Source organism: Rhodococcus sp. Eu-32, assembly GCF_003336925.1.
GTDB classification, from domain to species: domain Bacteria; phylum Actinomycetota; class Actinomycetes; order Mycobacteriales; family Mycobacteriaceae; genus Rhodococcoides; species Rhodococcoides kyotonensis_B.
The window spans coordinates 145,917-162,092 of sequence record NZ_QGNK01000013.1; the positions used below are offsets into that span (position 1 = coordinate 145,917).

Below are 16,176 nucleotides of genomic sequence, written 5' to 3' on the forward strand. Positions count from 1 at the left end.
CTCGAGCTTATTGCGCAATACGGTGGCAATACCAGTGATCACCCTCGATCGAATACGGAGCACTCATGGGCGCCACGCACCGCATCGCCGTCATCCCGGGCGACGGAATCGGAAAAGAGGTCGTACCCGAAGGCATGGCAGTGCTCGAAGCCGCGGCGTCGGCATTCGATTTCACGATCGACTACGAGGAATTCGACTACGCGAGCGCCGACTACTACACGGCCACCGGCCAGATGTTGCCCGACGGCTGGTTCGAGCAACTGAGCGCGTTCGACGCCATCTACTTCGGTGCCGTCGGCTGGCCCGACGTCGTCCCGGATCACATCTCGCTGTGGGGCAGCCTGCTGCAGTTCCGCCGCCACTTCGATCAGTACGTCAATCTTCGGCCCGTCAAGCTGATGCCGGGTGTCACGAGTCCGCTGGCCGGCCGCGCACCCGGCGACGTCGACTTCTACGTCGTACGCGAGAACACCGAGGGCGAGTACTCGAGCATCGGCGGCAAGATGTTCGAGGGCACCGACCGCGAGACGGTCATGCAGGAGACCGTCATGACGCGGACCGGCGTCGACCGAATCCTGAAGTACGCGTTCGATCTCGCGCAGAAGCGTCCCGCCAAGCACCTGACGTCGGCGACGAAGAGCAACGGAATCTCCATCACGATGCCGTACTGGGACGAGCGGGTCGAGGCAATGGCCAAGGGGTACGAGGACATTCGCGTCGACAAGTACCACATCGACATTCTGGCTGCGAACTTCGTGATGCACCCCGACTGGTTCGACGTCGTCGTCGCGAGCAACCTGTTCGGCGACATCCTGTCGGATCTCGGTCCTGCGTGCACCGGCACGATCGGTATCGCACCGAGCGCGAACATCAACCCGGAACGTAAGTTCCCCAGCCTGTTCGAGCCCGTGCACGGTTCGGCACCGGACATCGCAGGCCGCGGCGTCGCCAACCCGGTCGGGCAGATCTGGAGCGCCTCGCTGATGCTCGAACATCTCGGTGAGGTGAAAGCGGGCGAGGCGATTCTGACGGCCGTCGAAACCGTTCTCGCACAGGGTGGTTCCTCGTTGACGCCGGACATGGGCGGCACCGGAACGACGTCGTCGCTCGGCGCGGCAGTACGCGACGAGCTGGTTCGTCAGGCGTCGTGATGGCGCATGTTCTGATCACGACCGACTACCTCGCCCCCGGTGACGACGTCGACCGCATGTTCACCGATCGAGGGCACACCACGACACACAGCTCGGCGGTCGGCGCCCGGCCGGACGGTGAGCTGGCTTCGCTGCTCGCTGAGTCCGATGCGGCGCTCGTCGGAGGCGACACGATCACCGACGAGATGATCTCGGGCGCACCTCGATTGGCCATCATCGCGCGCAGTGGCGTCGGATACGACGCCGTCGACGTCGACGCAGCCGCCGCGCACGGAGTCGTCGTCACCAACACCCCCGGCGCCAACGCGAACGCCGTGGCCGAGCTCGCCTGCATGTTGATGCTGATGTGCGCGCGCCGGGCAGTCGAGACGACGGCCGGTGTCGCACAGGGCGAATGGCCCCGGCACGACACGTACGAGCTACGCGGGACGACCCTCGGCATCGTCGGATTCGGGCCGAGCGCTCGCAGGTTGGTCGAACTCGCGGCCGCGTTCGGCATGAGTGTCGTCGTCACGACGGCCTACCCGGACCCCGAGCTCGACGTGCGGTACGCCGAGCTCGACGACCTGCTCGCGGTCTCGGACTTCGTGTCGCTGCACCCGAGGGCGACGAAGCAGAACGTCGGGTTGATCGGTCGTCGCGCCCTGTCGATGATGAAACCGACTGCGTCGCTGATCAATACGGCGCGCGGTTCACTAGTGGACGAGGATGCTCTGGCCGCCGCGCTCGCCGACGGCACCATCGCCGCGGCCGGACTCGACGTGTTCGCCGTCGAACCACTCCCGCAGGACAGTCCTCTGCGGTCGCTTCCGAACGTCGTCATGATGTCGCATCTCGGCGGACAGACGGCTCAGGCGCGCGTCGCGGCGAGCTGCGCGGCAGCGGAGGACATCCTGCGGGTACTGGCCGGTGAGGCGCCGTTATCTCCGGTGCCCACCGCGTGATTGGGCCGTCCATACGATCGGATAGCTCGGATGCCACCTTCATGCGGCGACGAGACCGCTAGCGCGCGACGACCCTGCGCAACTCGGCGCGCGTAGCGCGATAGATGTCCGCCAGATCGGCGTCCTCACCGGCGTCGACACGCGTCGCCCAGTCGTCGAACGCGATGCGCAGGGTCATCCCAGCGCCTTCGACCAGCAGTCGAGCGTACGAAAGCGACTCACGATCACCGAGTTTCGACGCCACGGCATCGGTCAGCCGACACATCGTCGTCGCGTCGAGCGCGATGGCCGTCGCACGGAGATGCGCGTCGCCGACGATGAGTCGACGGGTCCGCAGGACGCGGCTGCGTGTCTCGTCGGACGCCTCGACGAGTCGCACCGCGGCGCGTTCGTAGATCGCTTCCATACCCGCGAGGTCGATGTCCGCGGAGTCGGTGGACGCCAGCCAGTCGTCGATGTCGGCTTCGATGTCGACGTCACCGCCCAGGATCGACTCTTCCTTCGTCGGGAACTGGCGGAAGAAGGTGCTCGGTGAGACGCCCGCTGCACGCGCTATCTCGTCGACCGTCGTGGCCGCGACGCCTTTCTGCTCGAACAGGTCGAGAGCGGCACGGGTGATCTCGAGCCGCGTCTCCCGTCGTCGACGTTCTCTGAGGTCAGGCGTTCCGGTGGTCATGGCATCTCCCTTCGCCACGGGCCAAGATACCAGCCGATTTCAAGTTGACAGTCACTGTCAGATTGATTCAGACTATCGGACGTTGTACATGCCGACTTCTCTTCGCAAGGGATCATTTCTCGATGGACACACAAGCGATCGACTCCACGACGGGTCAGCACTCCGCTGAGCCACTCACGTCCGCCAACAGATTGCTCATCGGCGTTCTCGTCGTCGCCTCGTTCGTGATGATCCTCAACGAGACGATCATGAGCGTCGCACTGCCGCGACTGATGGTGGATCTGAGCATCACCGCGAGCACCGCACAGTGGCTGACCACCGGCTTCATGCTCACGATGGCCGTCGTCATCCCGGTGACGGGCTTCCTGTTCCAGCGGTTCACACTGCGGCAGGTATTCGTCGCCGCCATGGGCCTGTTCAGCGTCGGCACCCTGCTGGCCGCGTCGGCACCCGGTTTCGAACTGCTCCTCGCCGGCCGGGTCGTGCAGGCGAGCGGCACCGCGGTGATGCTGCCGCTGCTGATGAACACCGTGCTCAACCTCGTGCCCGCCGAGAATCGCGGCCGCATGATGGGCGTCATCTCGATCGTCATCGCCGTTGCGCCTGCCATCGGCCCGACCATCTCCGGCATCATCCTCGACGCACTCGACTGGCGCTGGATGTTCTGGCTCGTCCTGCCGATCGCATTGGTCGCGTTCGCGGTCGGATCGGCTCTGGTCAAGAATGTGACCGCGACCAGCAAGACCTCGTTCGATGCCGTGTCGGTCGTCCTGTCGGCACTCGCGTTCGGCGGATTGATCTACGGCCTCAGCAGCATCGGCCATTCGGCCGAGCAATCGTCGGTGCCCGTCTGGGTACCGCTGCTCGTCGGTGCAATCGCCCTCGTCGTGTTCGTCCTGCGGCAGATCAAGCGTCAGGAATCCGGACGCGCCTTGCTCGACCTGCGCCCGTTTGCGACGCCGACCTTCAGCATCGGCCTCGGCATGCTCGCGATCAGCATGATGGCACTGTTCGGCGCACTCATCCTGTTGCCGCTGTACCTGCAGAACATTCGGGGTCTCGACACGCTGACCACCGGTGTGATGCTGCTCCCCGGCGGCCTGCTGATGGGTGCGCTCGCACCGTTCGTCGGACGCGCGTTCGACCGCATCGGACCGCGGCCGCTCGTCATTCCCGGCATCGTCGTCGTCAGCGCGGCTCTGTGGCTGATGACGCTGCTCGACGCACAGTCCCCGCTGCCGATGGTCGTCGGGATCCACTGTCTGATGACCGCCGGGCTCGCGACCGTCATGACGCCGATGATGACGTCGTCGCTGGGTTCGCTACCGCCGCAGCTCTATTCGCACGGCAGCGCGATCTTCAACACGCTTCAGCAGGTTGCAGGCGCCGCCGGTACCGCGTTGTTCGTGACGGTGATGACGACGACCACCACGTCGCGCATCTCGTCGGGGACGGCCGAACTCGCCGCGAACGAGGCGGGCATCCACACTGCCTTCCTGGTCGGCGGCGTCGTGTCCTTGCTCGCCGTGGCGGCGTCGTTCTTCGTTCGGCCGGCGGCTCCACCCGTGCGCGCGAATGTATAGCCGGCTGTACATTCGCGCGCACGTGGGCTACGTCCCCTGCGTGTGACGCGCCCGGACCGTCGCCAGGGCGATCAGCCCGACCACGGCGAGCGTCATCACGAAGAACGCCGGTGACAGAATGTTGCCCGTCTGCTCGACCAGCCAGACTGCGACGAACGGCGCCGTACCGCCTGCGATGATGACGCCGAGGTTCCAGCCCATCGCGACGCCGGTGTACCGCGACTGCTTGTCGAAGAACTGCGGCAGGATCGTGTAGGCGCCGACCTGCGCCGCGGCGCTGTTCAGCATGATCACGACGAATGCGAGTGTCGCGACGACCAATCCGAGATGCATCAGCCCCATCATCGGATAGGTCAGCACGATGAACCCGACGAATCCGATGGCCATCAGTCGGACCGTTCCGATGCGGTCACCGAGACGTCCCGCCAGGGGCATGGCCACTGCGGCGATGCCGATTGCCGTCGTCGCCACCCAGAACACGGGCGTCGCGTCGTAGCCGAGCTGCTTGGTCAGGTGAATGGCCATGTACGTCAGGCCGATGTAGGCGGTGCCGTTGACCGCCGCGCTGAGTGCGGTGGCCTGGGCCAGGGCGCGCGGTTGACGGAGGAACACCGAACGCACGGGCGAGCTCTTCTCGTGCTTTGTCTCGGTGACCTCGTGGGTTTCCTCGACGCGGGTGCGCACCCACAGGCAGAACAGCGTGAGCGGCAGCGCCATCAGGAACGGAATGCGCCACCCCCAGCTGTCCATCTGCACGTCCGTCGTCAGCGCGGACACAGCGCCGGCGACGGCGGCAGCCAGGGCGAAGCCGCCCGTCGAGCCCATCGGGGTGAAGGCGCCGTACGTGGCCTTCAGGTGCGACGGCGCCGACTCGGAGATGAAGGTCGCCGAGCCACCGACCTCACCGCCCGCCGAGAAGCCCTGCAGCAGACGCACGATCACGAGCAGAACCGTCGCCCAGACGCCGATCTGCGCCGGGGTGGGCAGCAGACCCATCGCCGTGCTTCCGACGCCCATGCAGACGAGGGTCGCCATCAGCGCACGCTTGCGGCCGAACCGATCGCCGATGTGACCGAACACGATGCCGCCGAGCGGGCGCACGAGGTAGGCCGTGCCGAACACCGCAAGCGCCGACAGCAGCGACGTCACGGGGTGCTCACTCGGGAAGTACAGCGGCGCGATGACGACGGCCAGGTAGCCGTACAGGCTGAAGTCGTAGTACTCGATGAGCGTTCCGACGCCACCGGCGAGCGCGGCACGCCGAGTCTTCCTGCGATCCTCGGTCGTCCACGGCTTCGCCGGTGGGGCGGACGTGATGTCTGGTGCGGTCATAGGGTTCGGCTCCTCGCGAAAAATGTGACCTACGTCATGCTGATACTGAATGTCGAACAATCGTTTGTCAATGACTGAACATTTGCATGTGGCGCCTGTAGTGCTTGTTTCGGCGCATCTGTGCTTCAGCGCCGAACAGTTGACAAACGATCGTTCGGATCACGACTATGGTGGGGATCGAGTGCCGTGCACCGGCTGCAGTGACAGTTCGAGCCCGATGAGGTGGACCAACGTGAAGCAGATCGACGCGCCCTGGACGGCGCACTACCCCGACGCCGTCCGCGCCGGTATGGACCTGGAGTTCTCGACGATGCGCGACGCGTGGGACGCCCACGTCGCGACGAGGCCGGACGCGCCTGCGGTGCACTACTTCGGGTCGACGCTCAGCTTCGCCGAGATCGACGCCGCCGCGGACGCGCTGGCATCGGGATTGACCTCGATCGGTCTCGTGCCGGGTGACCGCGTCGGGATCTACCTGCAGAACGATCCGCAGTGGCTCGTCGCGCTGCTCGCCGCCTGGAAGGCGGGCGCGGTACCCGTCGCGCTCAATCCGATGCTGCGCGAGAAGGAACTGACACACCACCTGCTCGACTCGGGTGCGCGTGCGCTCGTCTGCCTCGACAGCCTGTACGACGACGTGGTCGCCCCGATGCGCGACACGACGGACCTGGCGATCGTCGTCACGACGCACCCGCTCGACATGACGCCGACGGCAGAGGTACCCGCGTCGATCGCGTCGCACATCGGGGAGCGTCGCACGTTCGAAGACACTGTGGACTGGCAAACATTGTTGGTCGAACACGCAGGCTCCCAACCCGTTTCGGCACCGTGTTCAGCTTCCGACATCGGCGTCCTTACCTACACGTCCGGTACCACCGGCCGCTCCAAGGGAGCGATGAACCTGCAGAGTGCGCTCGTCCACAACTCGACGGTCTACACGTCGTGGTGGGACCTGCGCGCCGACCAGGACGTGATCATCGGCGTCGCACCGGTTTTCCACATCACGGGTCTCGTCGCGGGCTTCGGCATCCACATCCTGAGCGGCGCACCGATCGTGTTGCTGCATCGCTTCGACGCCGAAGAGACGCTGCGAGCCATCGACACGTGGCGGGGAACCTTCATGATCGGGGCCAGTACGGCGTTCATCGCGTTGTGCAACCACCCGTCGCGCGAGAAGTACGACCTGACGTCGCTGACGAAGACGCCTTCCGGTGGCGCCCCCGTCGGACCCGCGTTGCTCGAACGCGTCCGTGCCGCAACGGGGTGGGTACTGCGCGGCGCGTACGGCATGACCGAGACCACCTCGCCCACACATCTCGGACCTGTCGACGTCGATCCACCGGTCGATCCGGACAGCGGCGCGTTGTCGGTCGGTGTGCCGGTACCGAATGCGCGGGTGCGCATCGTCGACATCACCGACGGCCACGACGTCGCCCCCGGTGAGACCGGCGAGATCATCGTGTCGGGCCCGATGGTGGTACCGGGATACTGGCAGCTGCCCGAGGAATCCGCGCATGCGATTCGCGACGGCTGGCTGCACACCGGTGACATCGGGAAGATGACCGAAGACGGGTGGCTGTTCGTCGTCGACCGCCTCAAGGACATGATCAATGCCGGTGGCTACAAGGTCTTTCCGCGCGACGTCGAGGACGTGCTGTACCAACATCCGGCAGTCAGGGAAGCGTCGGTCATCGGTGTGCCCGACGAGTATCGAGGAGAAACCGTGAAGGCGTTCGTGTCTCTGACGCGCGATGCGACGGTGACCCCTGCCGAACTCGTCGACTTCTGCAAGACGCGTATGGCGGCGTACAAGTACCCGCGCGACGTCGTGATTCTCGACGAACTACCCAAGACGACGAGCGGAAAGCTGCTCCGTCGCGAACTTCGTACCGCAGACGCCGGGAGGCAGTGAACGATGACGGCAGCGACCACGACGGACGACCTCGACGCCGCCGGAGTTCGACAATGGCTGGTGGTCAACGAAACCGGGCCGATCGGCGATCTCACGACCCGCCTCATCGCGGGCGGTCGATCGAACCCGACGTACGAGATCGGCGACGGCACCCGGCAGTGGATTCTGCGTCGCCCACCCCAGGGACACGTGCTCCCGACGGCGCACGACATGGGGCGCGAGTACCGGGCCATGTCGTCGCTGCGCGACAGCACGGTTCCAGTCCCCAGAACGGTTGGCCTGTGCGAGGATTCCAGCGTCATCGGCGCATCGTTCTACGTCATGGACAAACTCGACGGCATCACGCTACGCACGCAATCGGACACCGCGGAGCTGACGGAACAGCAGCGCGCCGGAATCACCGACTCGATGATCGACACGCTCGTCGCGCTGCATTCCCTCGATCCGGCAGACGTCGGCCTGTCCGACTGGGGTAACCCCGACGGCTTTCTCGAACGCCAGTTGCGCCGGTGGATGCGACAGTGGGACGCGTCGGCGACGTCCGAGCGACCGGAAGTCGCGGAGCTTCATCGCAGGCTCACCGCGGCTCTGCCGAAGAAGAGCTACCCGGGAATAGTGCACGGAGACTTCAAGATCGACAACATGATGGTCGATCGGTCCGATCCGACGAAGATCCTCGGGGTGCTCGACTGGGAGATGTCCACTCTCGGAGACACACTGACCGACCTCGGCATTCTGTGCTCGTTCTGGGACCAGGAAGGCGAGTTCTGCAATCCCATCACCGCGGGCGCGACCGCACTCCCCGGATTCCCGACGCGCGACGAGGTGGTGCGCCGATACATCGCCGCGCGGGGCATCGACGTGCCGGACATCGACTGGTATCTGGTGTTCGCCGACTTCAAGGTCGCCGTGATTCTCGAAGGCATTCACGCGCGTCACCAGCAGGGGCACACCGAGGGCGAGGACTTCTCGACGGTCGGCGAGATGGTCGGCCCGCTGCTGGGCCGAGCTCTCGAACGTGCGTCCGCCTCTTCGGTTTCCGATCTTCACTCGTAGAAGGACGTATCTCGTGACACACACTGTGAACACCGTCGCCATGCCCGCTTCGATCGACGTCGCTTCGCTCGATCTTCGGCCGTCGGCCAGGGCGTTGGAGCTTCGCGAGACGCTCGTCGACTTCATGCACACCCACGTCTTCCCCGCGGAGCACGAGTACGAGAAATACCGAGCGTCGGCCGACCCGGGTGACAGCTCACTGCCTCCGGTCGTCGAAGAACTGAAGAAGGAAGCACGCTCACGCGGGCTGTGGAATCTGTTCCTCCCCGCGTATTCCGGTATCAGCCAACTCGACTACGCGGGCCTCGCCGAGATCACCGGCTGGAGCTTGCATCTCGCGCCCGAAGCGACCAACGGGCAGGCGCCGGACACCGGCAACATGGAGTTGCTACACATGTTCGGCACCGAAGAACAGCAGGCACGGTGGCTGGAACCGTTGAAGGACGGCGTTATTCGCTCGGCGTTCTCGATGACCGAGGTCGAGGTCGCGAGTTCCGACGCCACCAACATCCAGACTCGCATCCGACGCGACGGCGACGAGTACGTCATCGACGGACGAAAATGGTGGACCAGCGGGGCGTCGGATCCGCGCTGCGAACTGCTCATCGTCATGGGCAAGACCGATCCCGACGCGGCGACGCATCGACAGCAGTCGATGGTGCTGGTGCCCGTCGACACCCCGGGTGTGACCGTCGTACGGGATGTTCCGGTGTTCGGCAGGCACGATCAGCACGGGCACTGCGAAATCGTCTACGACAACGTGCGCGTCCCGGTGAGCAACATCCTCGGCGAGGAGGGCGCAGGGTTCGCGATCGCGCAGGCCCGCCTCGGCCCCGGACGTATTCATCACTGTATGCGTGCACTCGGTGCCGCCGAACGTGCACTCGGGCTGATGACGGCGCGGGCACAGGACCGCATCGCGTTCGGCAAACCTCTCGCCGAGCAGGGCGTCGTGCAGCAGCAGATCGCGGAGTCGCGCATCGCGATCGATCAGGCCCGGTTGCTGTGTCAGTACGCGTCGAAGATCACCGACGTACACGGCAACAAGGCTGCGGCGCCGTACGTTTCGGCCGCGAAGGTGTCCGTGCCGCGTGTCGCGCTCGAAGTCATCGACCGTGCCATTCAGGTCCACGGCGGTGCGGGTGTCAGCGACGACGTGCCGCTCGCCGCGATGTACGGGTGGCACCGGGCCATGCGCATCTTCGACGGGCCGGACGAGGTGCATCTGCGGACCATCGCGAAGGCGGAATTGCGCAAGGCGCACGTGCGTGCGAATGCATAGAGGGACAGGAGCGCAGCCTGCGGAGCGACCTCTGACGCCGCTACATTCGCACGCACGAGAGGGTTGTCCCCCAAGGTGGATCGTGACCGTCGTCACACGTTCCTAACGTTGTCTTCGAGCCCGGCCGAGCCGGCCGGACCCGAGGACACACGAAGGAATGGCAATGACCGAGACACACGACGAAGTGGGCACCGGAACCAATCTGTTCACCGCGGGCACCATCACGGGAACCGCGCGCTGGTTCCGGGAGACCCAGGACGTTCTGTCCATCGACGAAGACGATCTGGACGACACGATCGCCTTCGTCGACAAGGGCGGAATGACGTTCCTGTCACCGATTCTCCCGGACCTCAAGGCCATCGTCTGCTCGGCAGGCAGCCGAGAATCCCACCTGGCAATTCTCAGTCGTGAGTCGGCCGTGCCGTGCGTTCTGGCGGCGTCGCTGACGGGAACGGTGGCCGACGGCGACCGCGTCACCCTCGATCTCACGGACGCCGACACGGCACTCATCGCACGCGCCTCGGCGGTGACCGCATGACCGCGGTCGAGACGTTCGTTCCCACGGACCTGACGAAGCTGTACACCGATCCGAGCTACGAGCCGACACTCGACGAGTGGAACTGGCTGATCCACAAGGGCGGTGCGGCCTACAAGAGCGAGCTTTCCGCACGCACCGTCTTCGAATCCGAACTGTTCGGGATGAACACCTACATCCTGATGTCGATGATGGAGGACTACCTCCGCGTCCCGGAACGCATCCGCACCATCACCGCACAGCACACCGCCACCGAGCTCGTGCGCAAGGAACTCTCGATCGGGACGAAGAAGAACTTCATCAACCTCGCCGCAATGCCGTTGCACTACATGACCGGTCGCGAGATCTTCGTCGACCTCGGTGAGAACTCGCTCGAACAGGGCCTCGACGACCAGCTGACCGTGCTGCGGTTCTGGCGTGAAGCCACGATCGCGATGCGTGAGGACGACGTCCTGTTCAACATGGATGCCGACCCGGCGGACAGCTCACGCGTCGTGAATTCCTCGACACTGGACAGCATTCGAGCCGAACTACACCCCGTCGACGACGCCATGCGACTGAAACTGCGCAAGCTCGGTGCCCGCCTGACCGGCTACATGTTCCTCGAGAACTGTGATGCGCGCACGGCCGTCTGCGACACCGGCCCCTACCACCTCGGCGACGGCACATTCCTGTTCCTGCGTGAGCTCTGCGCCGACAAGTACGGCGAATTCCCCTGGCTCGACGGCATTCGCGAGGGCCTGGCCCACCATCAGTTCGTTCTCGCGTACCGACTGCCGGATTCGGTGAAGATGGACAACAACGTCTGGGGCACAGCCTGGTTCGACCCCAGCAACTACCTCGACGAAGTCCTCGACGCCCGTGTGTTCATCAGCGACGAGAACGGCCTGCGTCCCCTGCACAGCGACGAGGTCGACGCCGTCGAGAAATCGGTCCGGGGTGCGCATCGCGCGCTGTATTCGCGGTTCGCCGACACCGATCCCGAACAGCGCAACTTGTACGCGACGCAGATGTACAGCTGGAAGCTCAAGAGCTGGGCTCGCGTCGCAGGCTGCTACGACGACATCGACTGGGCGATCACGCCTCGAATCGCCGAGTCCTACGAGAAGTTCAGCGATCCGGCCGTCGCCCTCGGCCTCATCGGCGGCATCTTCGTCCCGGCGGACAGGGACAGCTGTTTCCGGCCCATCGGCCTCGGCGCCTAGCGAAGGAAGGAACAGAGCATGAGCATTGTCAGTGATACGGCCGTGGCCGGATCCGGCGTCCCCTCGTATCGATTCGAGTCGACGACCGGTGTCATCCGGCGGTTCCTGTCGCCGCAGGACGTGATCGCGTCGCTCGACGAAGACGTCGAATCGATGGTCGCTCTGGTGAATTCGGGCGGCACGACGTTTCTGTCTCCGATTCTCGGACGGCTGGCCGGAATCATCGCGTGCGACGGGACCCTGCGGTCCCATCTCGCCATCGTCTCCCGCGAGTTCGAGGTGCCGTGTCTCGTCGGCGCCGTCGTCGATCCCGGACTCGACGACGGCGCGACCGTACGTCTCGACTACGTCGACGGCGATCGGGCGACGGTGACCGTCGTGGACGAGAGCGAGACGGACACGGCTGCCGCCGTCGAACAGTGGTGGGAGTACGTGCGACGCGTCGGCGACGAGATCGCGGTCAAGGATTTCGACGTCGCGATGACCGACGACGTTCTCGCGGCGCTGATCTCGGAGCCACTGACGAACGAGCATCTCGACGATCTGGTCGGGCACATGAGCCGCACGTTCAAGCCGGAGATGACGCGACGATCCGGTTTCACGTCGGAACTGTTTCCGATGATGCCGTACATGTCGCTGTCGACGATCGAGGATTTCCACACGTACGCGACGCGGGTGCGCATCATCGAATCGGCCATGCCCGCGCACGAGATCGGCAAGCGCCTGCGCGAGCGTGCAGGCGTCGTGAGTCCGTTGTGGACGTGGATGGCCGGCTACCACTTTTTGATCGGTCGCCAGTGCCTCATTCAGATGGGCCGCGTGGCACCGACGGACAAGACCGACGACATCCGAACCGTCGTCGACTTCTGGCGGCGTCTGACGCTCGCTCAGCGCGGCGACGGGACGCTCGACAACAAGGACGCAGGATTCACGAACCGGTATCTGCCGGACGACGAGGTGGCGTCGCTGACACGGCACCTCACCCCGCTCGCTCCGGCGGACAGGAAAGCACTCAAGCGTCTGAATGCGACCGTCACCGGCTACCTCTTCCTTCTGTTCACCGATTCGCGCGTCGGGATCTACGACTCCGGCCCCTACCCGGTCGGCGACGGTCAGGTCGCGATCGTTCGTGACCTGCTGTGCCTCGCCGTGAACGACTTCGACTACCCGTGGGCGAAGGGCCTGCGTACCGAATACTCGTCGCTGTCGGTCGTCCTGCAGTTCGATCCGGCGTCGTTCTCGTCGTTCGAGATCAACGACTGGGGCACGACGTTCACCGAGCCGGACCAGCTGCTCTCCGAGGTGACCGCGGCTGCCGTCGTCGGACACAGGACTTCGGGAGAACGAGTCCAGCTGACGCCTGCCGACTGGCCCGCCCTGTCCGCCGACATCAGCCGCATCCACGGCGAGCTGTACCAGCGCTTCGCCGACATGACCCGTGAAGAACGCATCTTCGCGGCGACGCGCATGTACAGCTGGGGTCTCAAGCCCTTCGCGACGCTCGCCGGCGTGGTCGACGACATCGACTGGTCCATCTCGCCCGACACACTCGCGCTGCACCCCGATCCGTTCGACGACGACGAACAGGCCGGACTCATCTTCGGTACGGCCGTCGTCGCGAACGACATGCCCGGTTCCTTCTCACCTGTCCTGTAAGGAGATCTCTCGATGCGTCAATCCATGCAAAAGCTTCTCCCCGCCGACGAATTGCTTCACCACCAGACCGCGCAGACCTTCGCGACGGTGTCCGAGTCGGACATCTCGTGGACCGAGAAGATCTGGTCGCCCATGTTCGCAATCGACGGGTCCGTCCAAATCGACTGCGGGCTGGGCAAATACCACAACCGCAACGTGATGGACATGTTCGCGGGCATCTCCCGCGGCACCGAGCAGATCACCGTGCGCGCGAGCCGCGTTCTGGACGACGACCTCGAGCGCACGGGTGCCGGGCCGTTCGACTACGAGGTACTCGAACCGCTGAAGAAGGTTCGATTCGTATTGCAGAAGAACGAGATTCAGCCCATCGAGTTCGACGTGACGCTGACCGCCGTCCTGCCGCCGTTCCTCGAGGCCAAGGACGCGCAGCGTGACAAGCTCGGGCTGCGCATGTGCTCGGAGGTGTTGCGGTACCACCAATTGTGTACGGCAGAGGGAACGTTGAAGATCGACGGCTCCACCATCGACATCACCCCGGACAAGTGGCTCGCGTACCGCGATCACTCGTGGGGTGTGCGGATGGACGTCGGCGAGCCTGCGCCCGACGTGAAGAAGGCGCAGCGACTCGACGGTGACTTCAAACTGCTGTGGTCGCCGATGTACTTCAAGCGTCCCGACGGGAGTCAGTACGAGATTCACTTCTATCTGCAGATGGAGGGCGAGAGCGTCACGTACTTCTCGGGATTCGTCAACGAGTCCGACGGTACGCAACACCCTTTGGTCGGCGTCCGCGACGACCTGAAGTTCGACACCGAGAACCGTCGATTGCTCGGTGGCAGCATCGAATTCGACGCGGGCTGGGGCGAGACGCGTCGCATCGAGATCGAACCGATCAGCGACACCGGCTTTCATCTGGGCGCAGGACTGTACTTCGGGTACAAGAACCAGCGGCACGGAATCTACGCGGGACCGGACCACCTCGACGGCGAGCGCATCGCCGACGTCTCGACTCCCGAGGCCGTCCGGGACATCCACCAGTTGCGGGATCTACCGATCCGCACGCGCGAAGGCGAGGCCGAGGGGTACGGGATCATCGAGTCCATGGTCATCGGCGAACACCCGAAATACGGCCTGACGCGCGATAATTCGTTCCTGTAGGCGCTGACGCGCCCGTGCGCGGATAGTTGGCCTGGAGACCGACTATCCGCGCACGGGTGGCGCAGCCGCACTACGCGCGAGAAGCGCGAGCTCCATACGGGTTTGGCACCCCGTGGTCGCGAGAACGCGGCTGACGTATTTTTTGACGCTGTCTTCCGCGAGGGACAGCGTCGCGGCGATCTGCGCGTTGCTGAGCCCTTCGGCGATGAGCTTGACGACATCCCGCTGGCGCTCGGTGAGGTCGTGGAAGTCGCCGCGACACGACACGAACGGGATGTTGCGCGCGACGGCCGACAATTGTCGCGCAAGCAAACGCAGCGTCGCGAGTTCGACAGCGCCCAACTGTTGTTCGTCGTTCGTGAAGATACCGATCAACCCGGTATGCATGCCGTACAGGTCGACGCGCATCGCTGCGGCCGCTTCCACGGACCACGTGTTCGTCAGGAAGTGATGGATGTACGCCGACGCGGTGGACGGCACACCACCCAGTGCGTGCACCTCTCCGAGCGACGCCACACCCCCGGCCTGCAACATCCGCAGCGCGGTGGGCGTGCCGAACACGTCGTGATGCGCCCAGCGGTCGTGGTATTCGGTCAACATAGAGACCGTTCGGCCCGTAACCACTGGCGAGCGATCCACGAACGTCGTCTGGAACGTCGGCCCTGCGAAGAACGACACGTCGCGGAACCCGAAGACCGACGACAACGCGTCGACCACTTGCTCTTTGAAGTCCGACAGGCAGTTGGCCGAGTCGCAGCGTTCGAGCACGGCGAAGGCTCGTCTGTAGTCGGCATTTTTCAGGACAGTGCGGCGATCGGAGGGGGCGGCGGACCGCCGAATCGGATCTGGACTGTCCACCATCGTGGACTGTGACACAAGGCACACCGTACATAGATTTTCACCAGTGAACAATCCTCCGGCCGATGAGGGAAACCCACCGACCGACCCCGACTCACGCGCGAAGAGGTCCCCATGACAGACCCGACGATCACCACCCCGAAATGGGGCGCCCAGGAATTGACGCCCGTTCCGAATCGGTTCAACTCTGCGATTCGCGATCTGGTCAGCTCGCGCATCCGCGAATCGGACAAACCGTGGGCAGAACTCGTCCTCGACGGCAGCCTGTTCACCGTGGACGACGCCGTCACAATCGAGAAGGACATGCTCGACAGCGGATACCGGTTCGAGTATTCGGCGACGGCGTCTCTTACGTCCGAGCCCGAGAAGTACAGGGCGTCCGAGAAGGCGACAGCGGCATCCGACGGCGAAAGCGACCTGGTCGACGGCCGTCGGCTGGTCGGATCCGGTGACAACGTGATCCGCAAGGCCGCGCCGATCAGCGGACCGGTGGCACTGGTGTCCGACGTCGAACAGGTCATGTCGTTCCTCGTCGACGGAGTGCCTCCGGGCACCATCGCCGTCATCGACGACTCCGGCGGCACGTTGACGGCCCCCATCCTGGAAGGCTTCGCCGGCATCATCTGCCTCGGCGGTACCGTGCGGTCTCATCTCGGGATCCTGGCACGCGAGTACGACGTGCCGACACTCATGAACTGCAAGATCGGAACGCTCGTCGACGGCGACGTCGTCGAGATCGAAATCACCGCGGCGCCACCGGGACCCGACGCCTACGAGACGGGCGACACCGGCCATGCACGCATCTGGAAGCTCGAAGGAGATCACTGA

The 16,176-nt window shown here is 64.8% G+C and carries 14 protein-coding genes; 11 read left to right on the forward strand and 3 right to left on the reverse strand.

Translation table 11 applies throughout. The annotated features are described in order from the left end of the window. Window positions 1-65 precede the first annotated feature (65 nt). Both DK926_RS16955 and DK926_RS16960 read left to right on the forward strand, forming a co-directional pair. Complete coding sequence (locus DK926_RS16955) at window positions 66-1,151, forward strand: tartrate dehydrogenase (RefSeq protein WP_114331368.1); 1,086 nt, start codon at window positions 66-68, stop codon at window positions 1,149-1,151. Further along, window positions 1,151-2,095 carry an NAD(P)-dependent oxidoreductase gene (locus DK926_RS16960; protein WP_114331369.1) on the forward strand — a complete coding sequence of 315 codons (945 nt, stop codon included), beginning with the start codon at window positions 1,151-1,153 and terminating at the stop codon, window positions 2,093-2,095. Before DK926_RS16955 ends, DK926_RS16960 begins: the two co-directional genes overlap by 1 nt. Before the next feature lie 58 nt (window positions 2,096-2,153). Here DK926_RS16960 and DK926_RS16965 read toward each other — a convergent pair whose 3' ends face one another. Beyond that, entirely contained in the window at window positions 2,154-2,771 is a 618-nt protein-coding gene (locus DK926_RS16965) for a TetR/AcrR family transcriptional regulator (protein WP_068426146.1), read from the reverse strand. A gap of 122 nt (window positions 2,772-2,893) precedes the next feature. Here DK926_RS16965 and DK926_RS16970 point away from each other — a divergent pair, with 122 nt between their 5' ends. Then, window positions 2,894-4,354, forward strand: coding sequence for an MDR family MFS transporter (locus DK926_RS16970; protein ID WP_114331370.1), 1,461 nt, complete (start codon window positions 2,894-2,896; stop codon window positions 4,352-4,354). Between the two features lie 27 nt (window positions 4,355-4,381). Here the strand turns inward: DK926_RS16970 and DK926_RS16975 are convergent, their stop codons facing one another. Then, window positions 4,382-5,686, reverse strand: a complete 1,305-nt coding sequence (locus DK926_RS16975; RefSeq protein ID WP_114331371.1) for an MFS transporter — start codon at window positions 5,684-5,686, stop codon at window positions 4,382-4,384. Between the two features lie 232 nt (window positions 5,687-5,918). On the opposite strand from DK926_RS16975, the gene DK926_RS16980 reads away from it, so the two are divergent. From DK926_RS16980 to DK926_RS17010, 7 genes are all read left to right on the forward strand, one after another. Continuing rightward, complete coding sequence (locus DK926_RS16980) at window positions 5,919-7,598, forward strand: AMP-binding protein (RefSeq protein WP_243636861.1); 1,680 nt, start codon at window positions 5,919-5,921, stop codon at window positions 7,596-7,598. A gap of 3 nt (window positions 7,599-7,601) precedes the next feature. Beyond that, entirely contained in the window at window positions 7,602-8,654 is a 1,053-nt protein-coding gene (locus DK926_RS16985; RefSeq protein WP_114331373.1) for a phosphotransferase family protein, read from the forward strand. Between the two features lie 40 nt (window positions 8,655-8,694). Then, a complete protein-coding gene (locus DK926_RS16990; RefSeq protein ID WP_114331403.1) occupies window positions 8,695-9,936 on the forward strand; it encodes an acyl-CoA dehydrogenase family protein in 1,242 nt (413 codons plus the stop codon). Window positions 9,937-10,099: 163 nt separating this feature from the next. Continuing rightward, window positions 10,100-10,474 carry a PEP-utilizing enzyme gene (locus DK926_RS16995; protein ID WP_114331374.1) on the forward strand — a complete coding sequence of 125 codons (375 nt, stop codon included), beginning with the start codon at window positions 10,100-10,102 and terminating at the stop codon, window positions 10,472-10,474. Further along, on the forward strand, window positions 10,471-11,676 hold the full coding sequence (locus tag DK926_RS17000) for a hypothetical protein (RefSeq protein WP_114331375.1): 1,206 nt from the start codon (window positions 10,471-10,473) through the stop codon (window positions 11,674-11,676). Before DK926_RS16995 ends, DK926_RS17000 begins: the two co-directional genes overlap by 4 nt. An 18-nt stretch (window positions 11,677-11,694) precedes the next feature. Then, window positions 11,695-13,332 (forward strand): PEP-utilizing enzyme, encoded by a 1,638-nt coding sequence (locus DK926_RS17005; RefSeq protein ID WP_114331376.1) that lies wholly within the window; start codon window positions 11,695-11,697, stop codon window positions 13,330-13,332. 12 nt (window positions 13,333-13,344) lie between these two features. Next, the gene (locus tag DK926_RS17010) at window positions 13,345-14,490 is read left to right on the forward strand and encodes a hypothetical protein (protein ID WP_243636862.1); all 1,146 of its coding nucleotides are present in this window, start codon (window positions 13,345-13,347) and stop codon (window positions 14,488-14,490) included. 42 nt (window positions 14,491-14,532) lie between these two features. Here the strand turns inward: DK926_RS17010 and DK926_RS17015 are convergent, their stop codons facing one another. After that, the gene (locus DK926_RS17015) at window positions 14,533-15,258 is read right to left on the reverse strand and encodes a helix-turn-helix transcriptional regulator (protein WP_243636863.1); all 726 of its coding nucleotides are present in this window, start codon (window positions 15,256-15,258) and stop codon (window positions 14,533-14,535) included. A 204-nt stretch (window positions 15,259-15,462) separates the two neighbouring features. Here DK926_RS17015 and DK926_RS17020 point away from each other — a divergent pair, with 204 nt between their 5' ends. Continuing rightward, window positions 15,463-16,176 carry a PEP-utilizing enzyme gene (locus DK926_RS17020; protein WP_114331379.1) on the forward strand — a complete coding sequence of 238 codons (714 nt, stop codon included), beginning with the start codon at window positions 15,463-15,465 and terminating at the stop codon, window positions 16,174-16,176.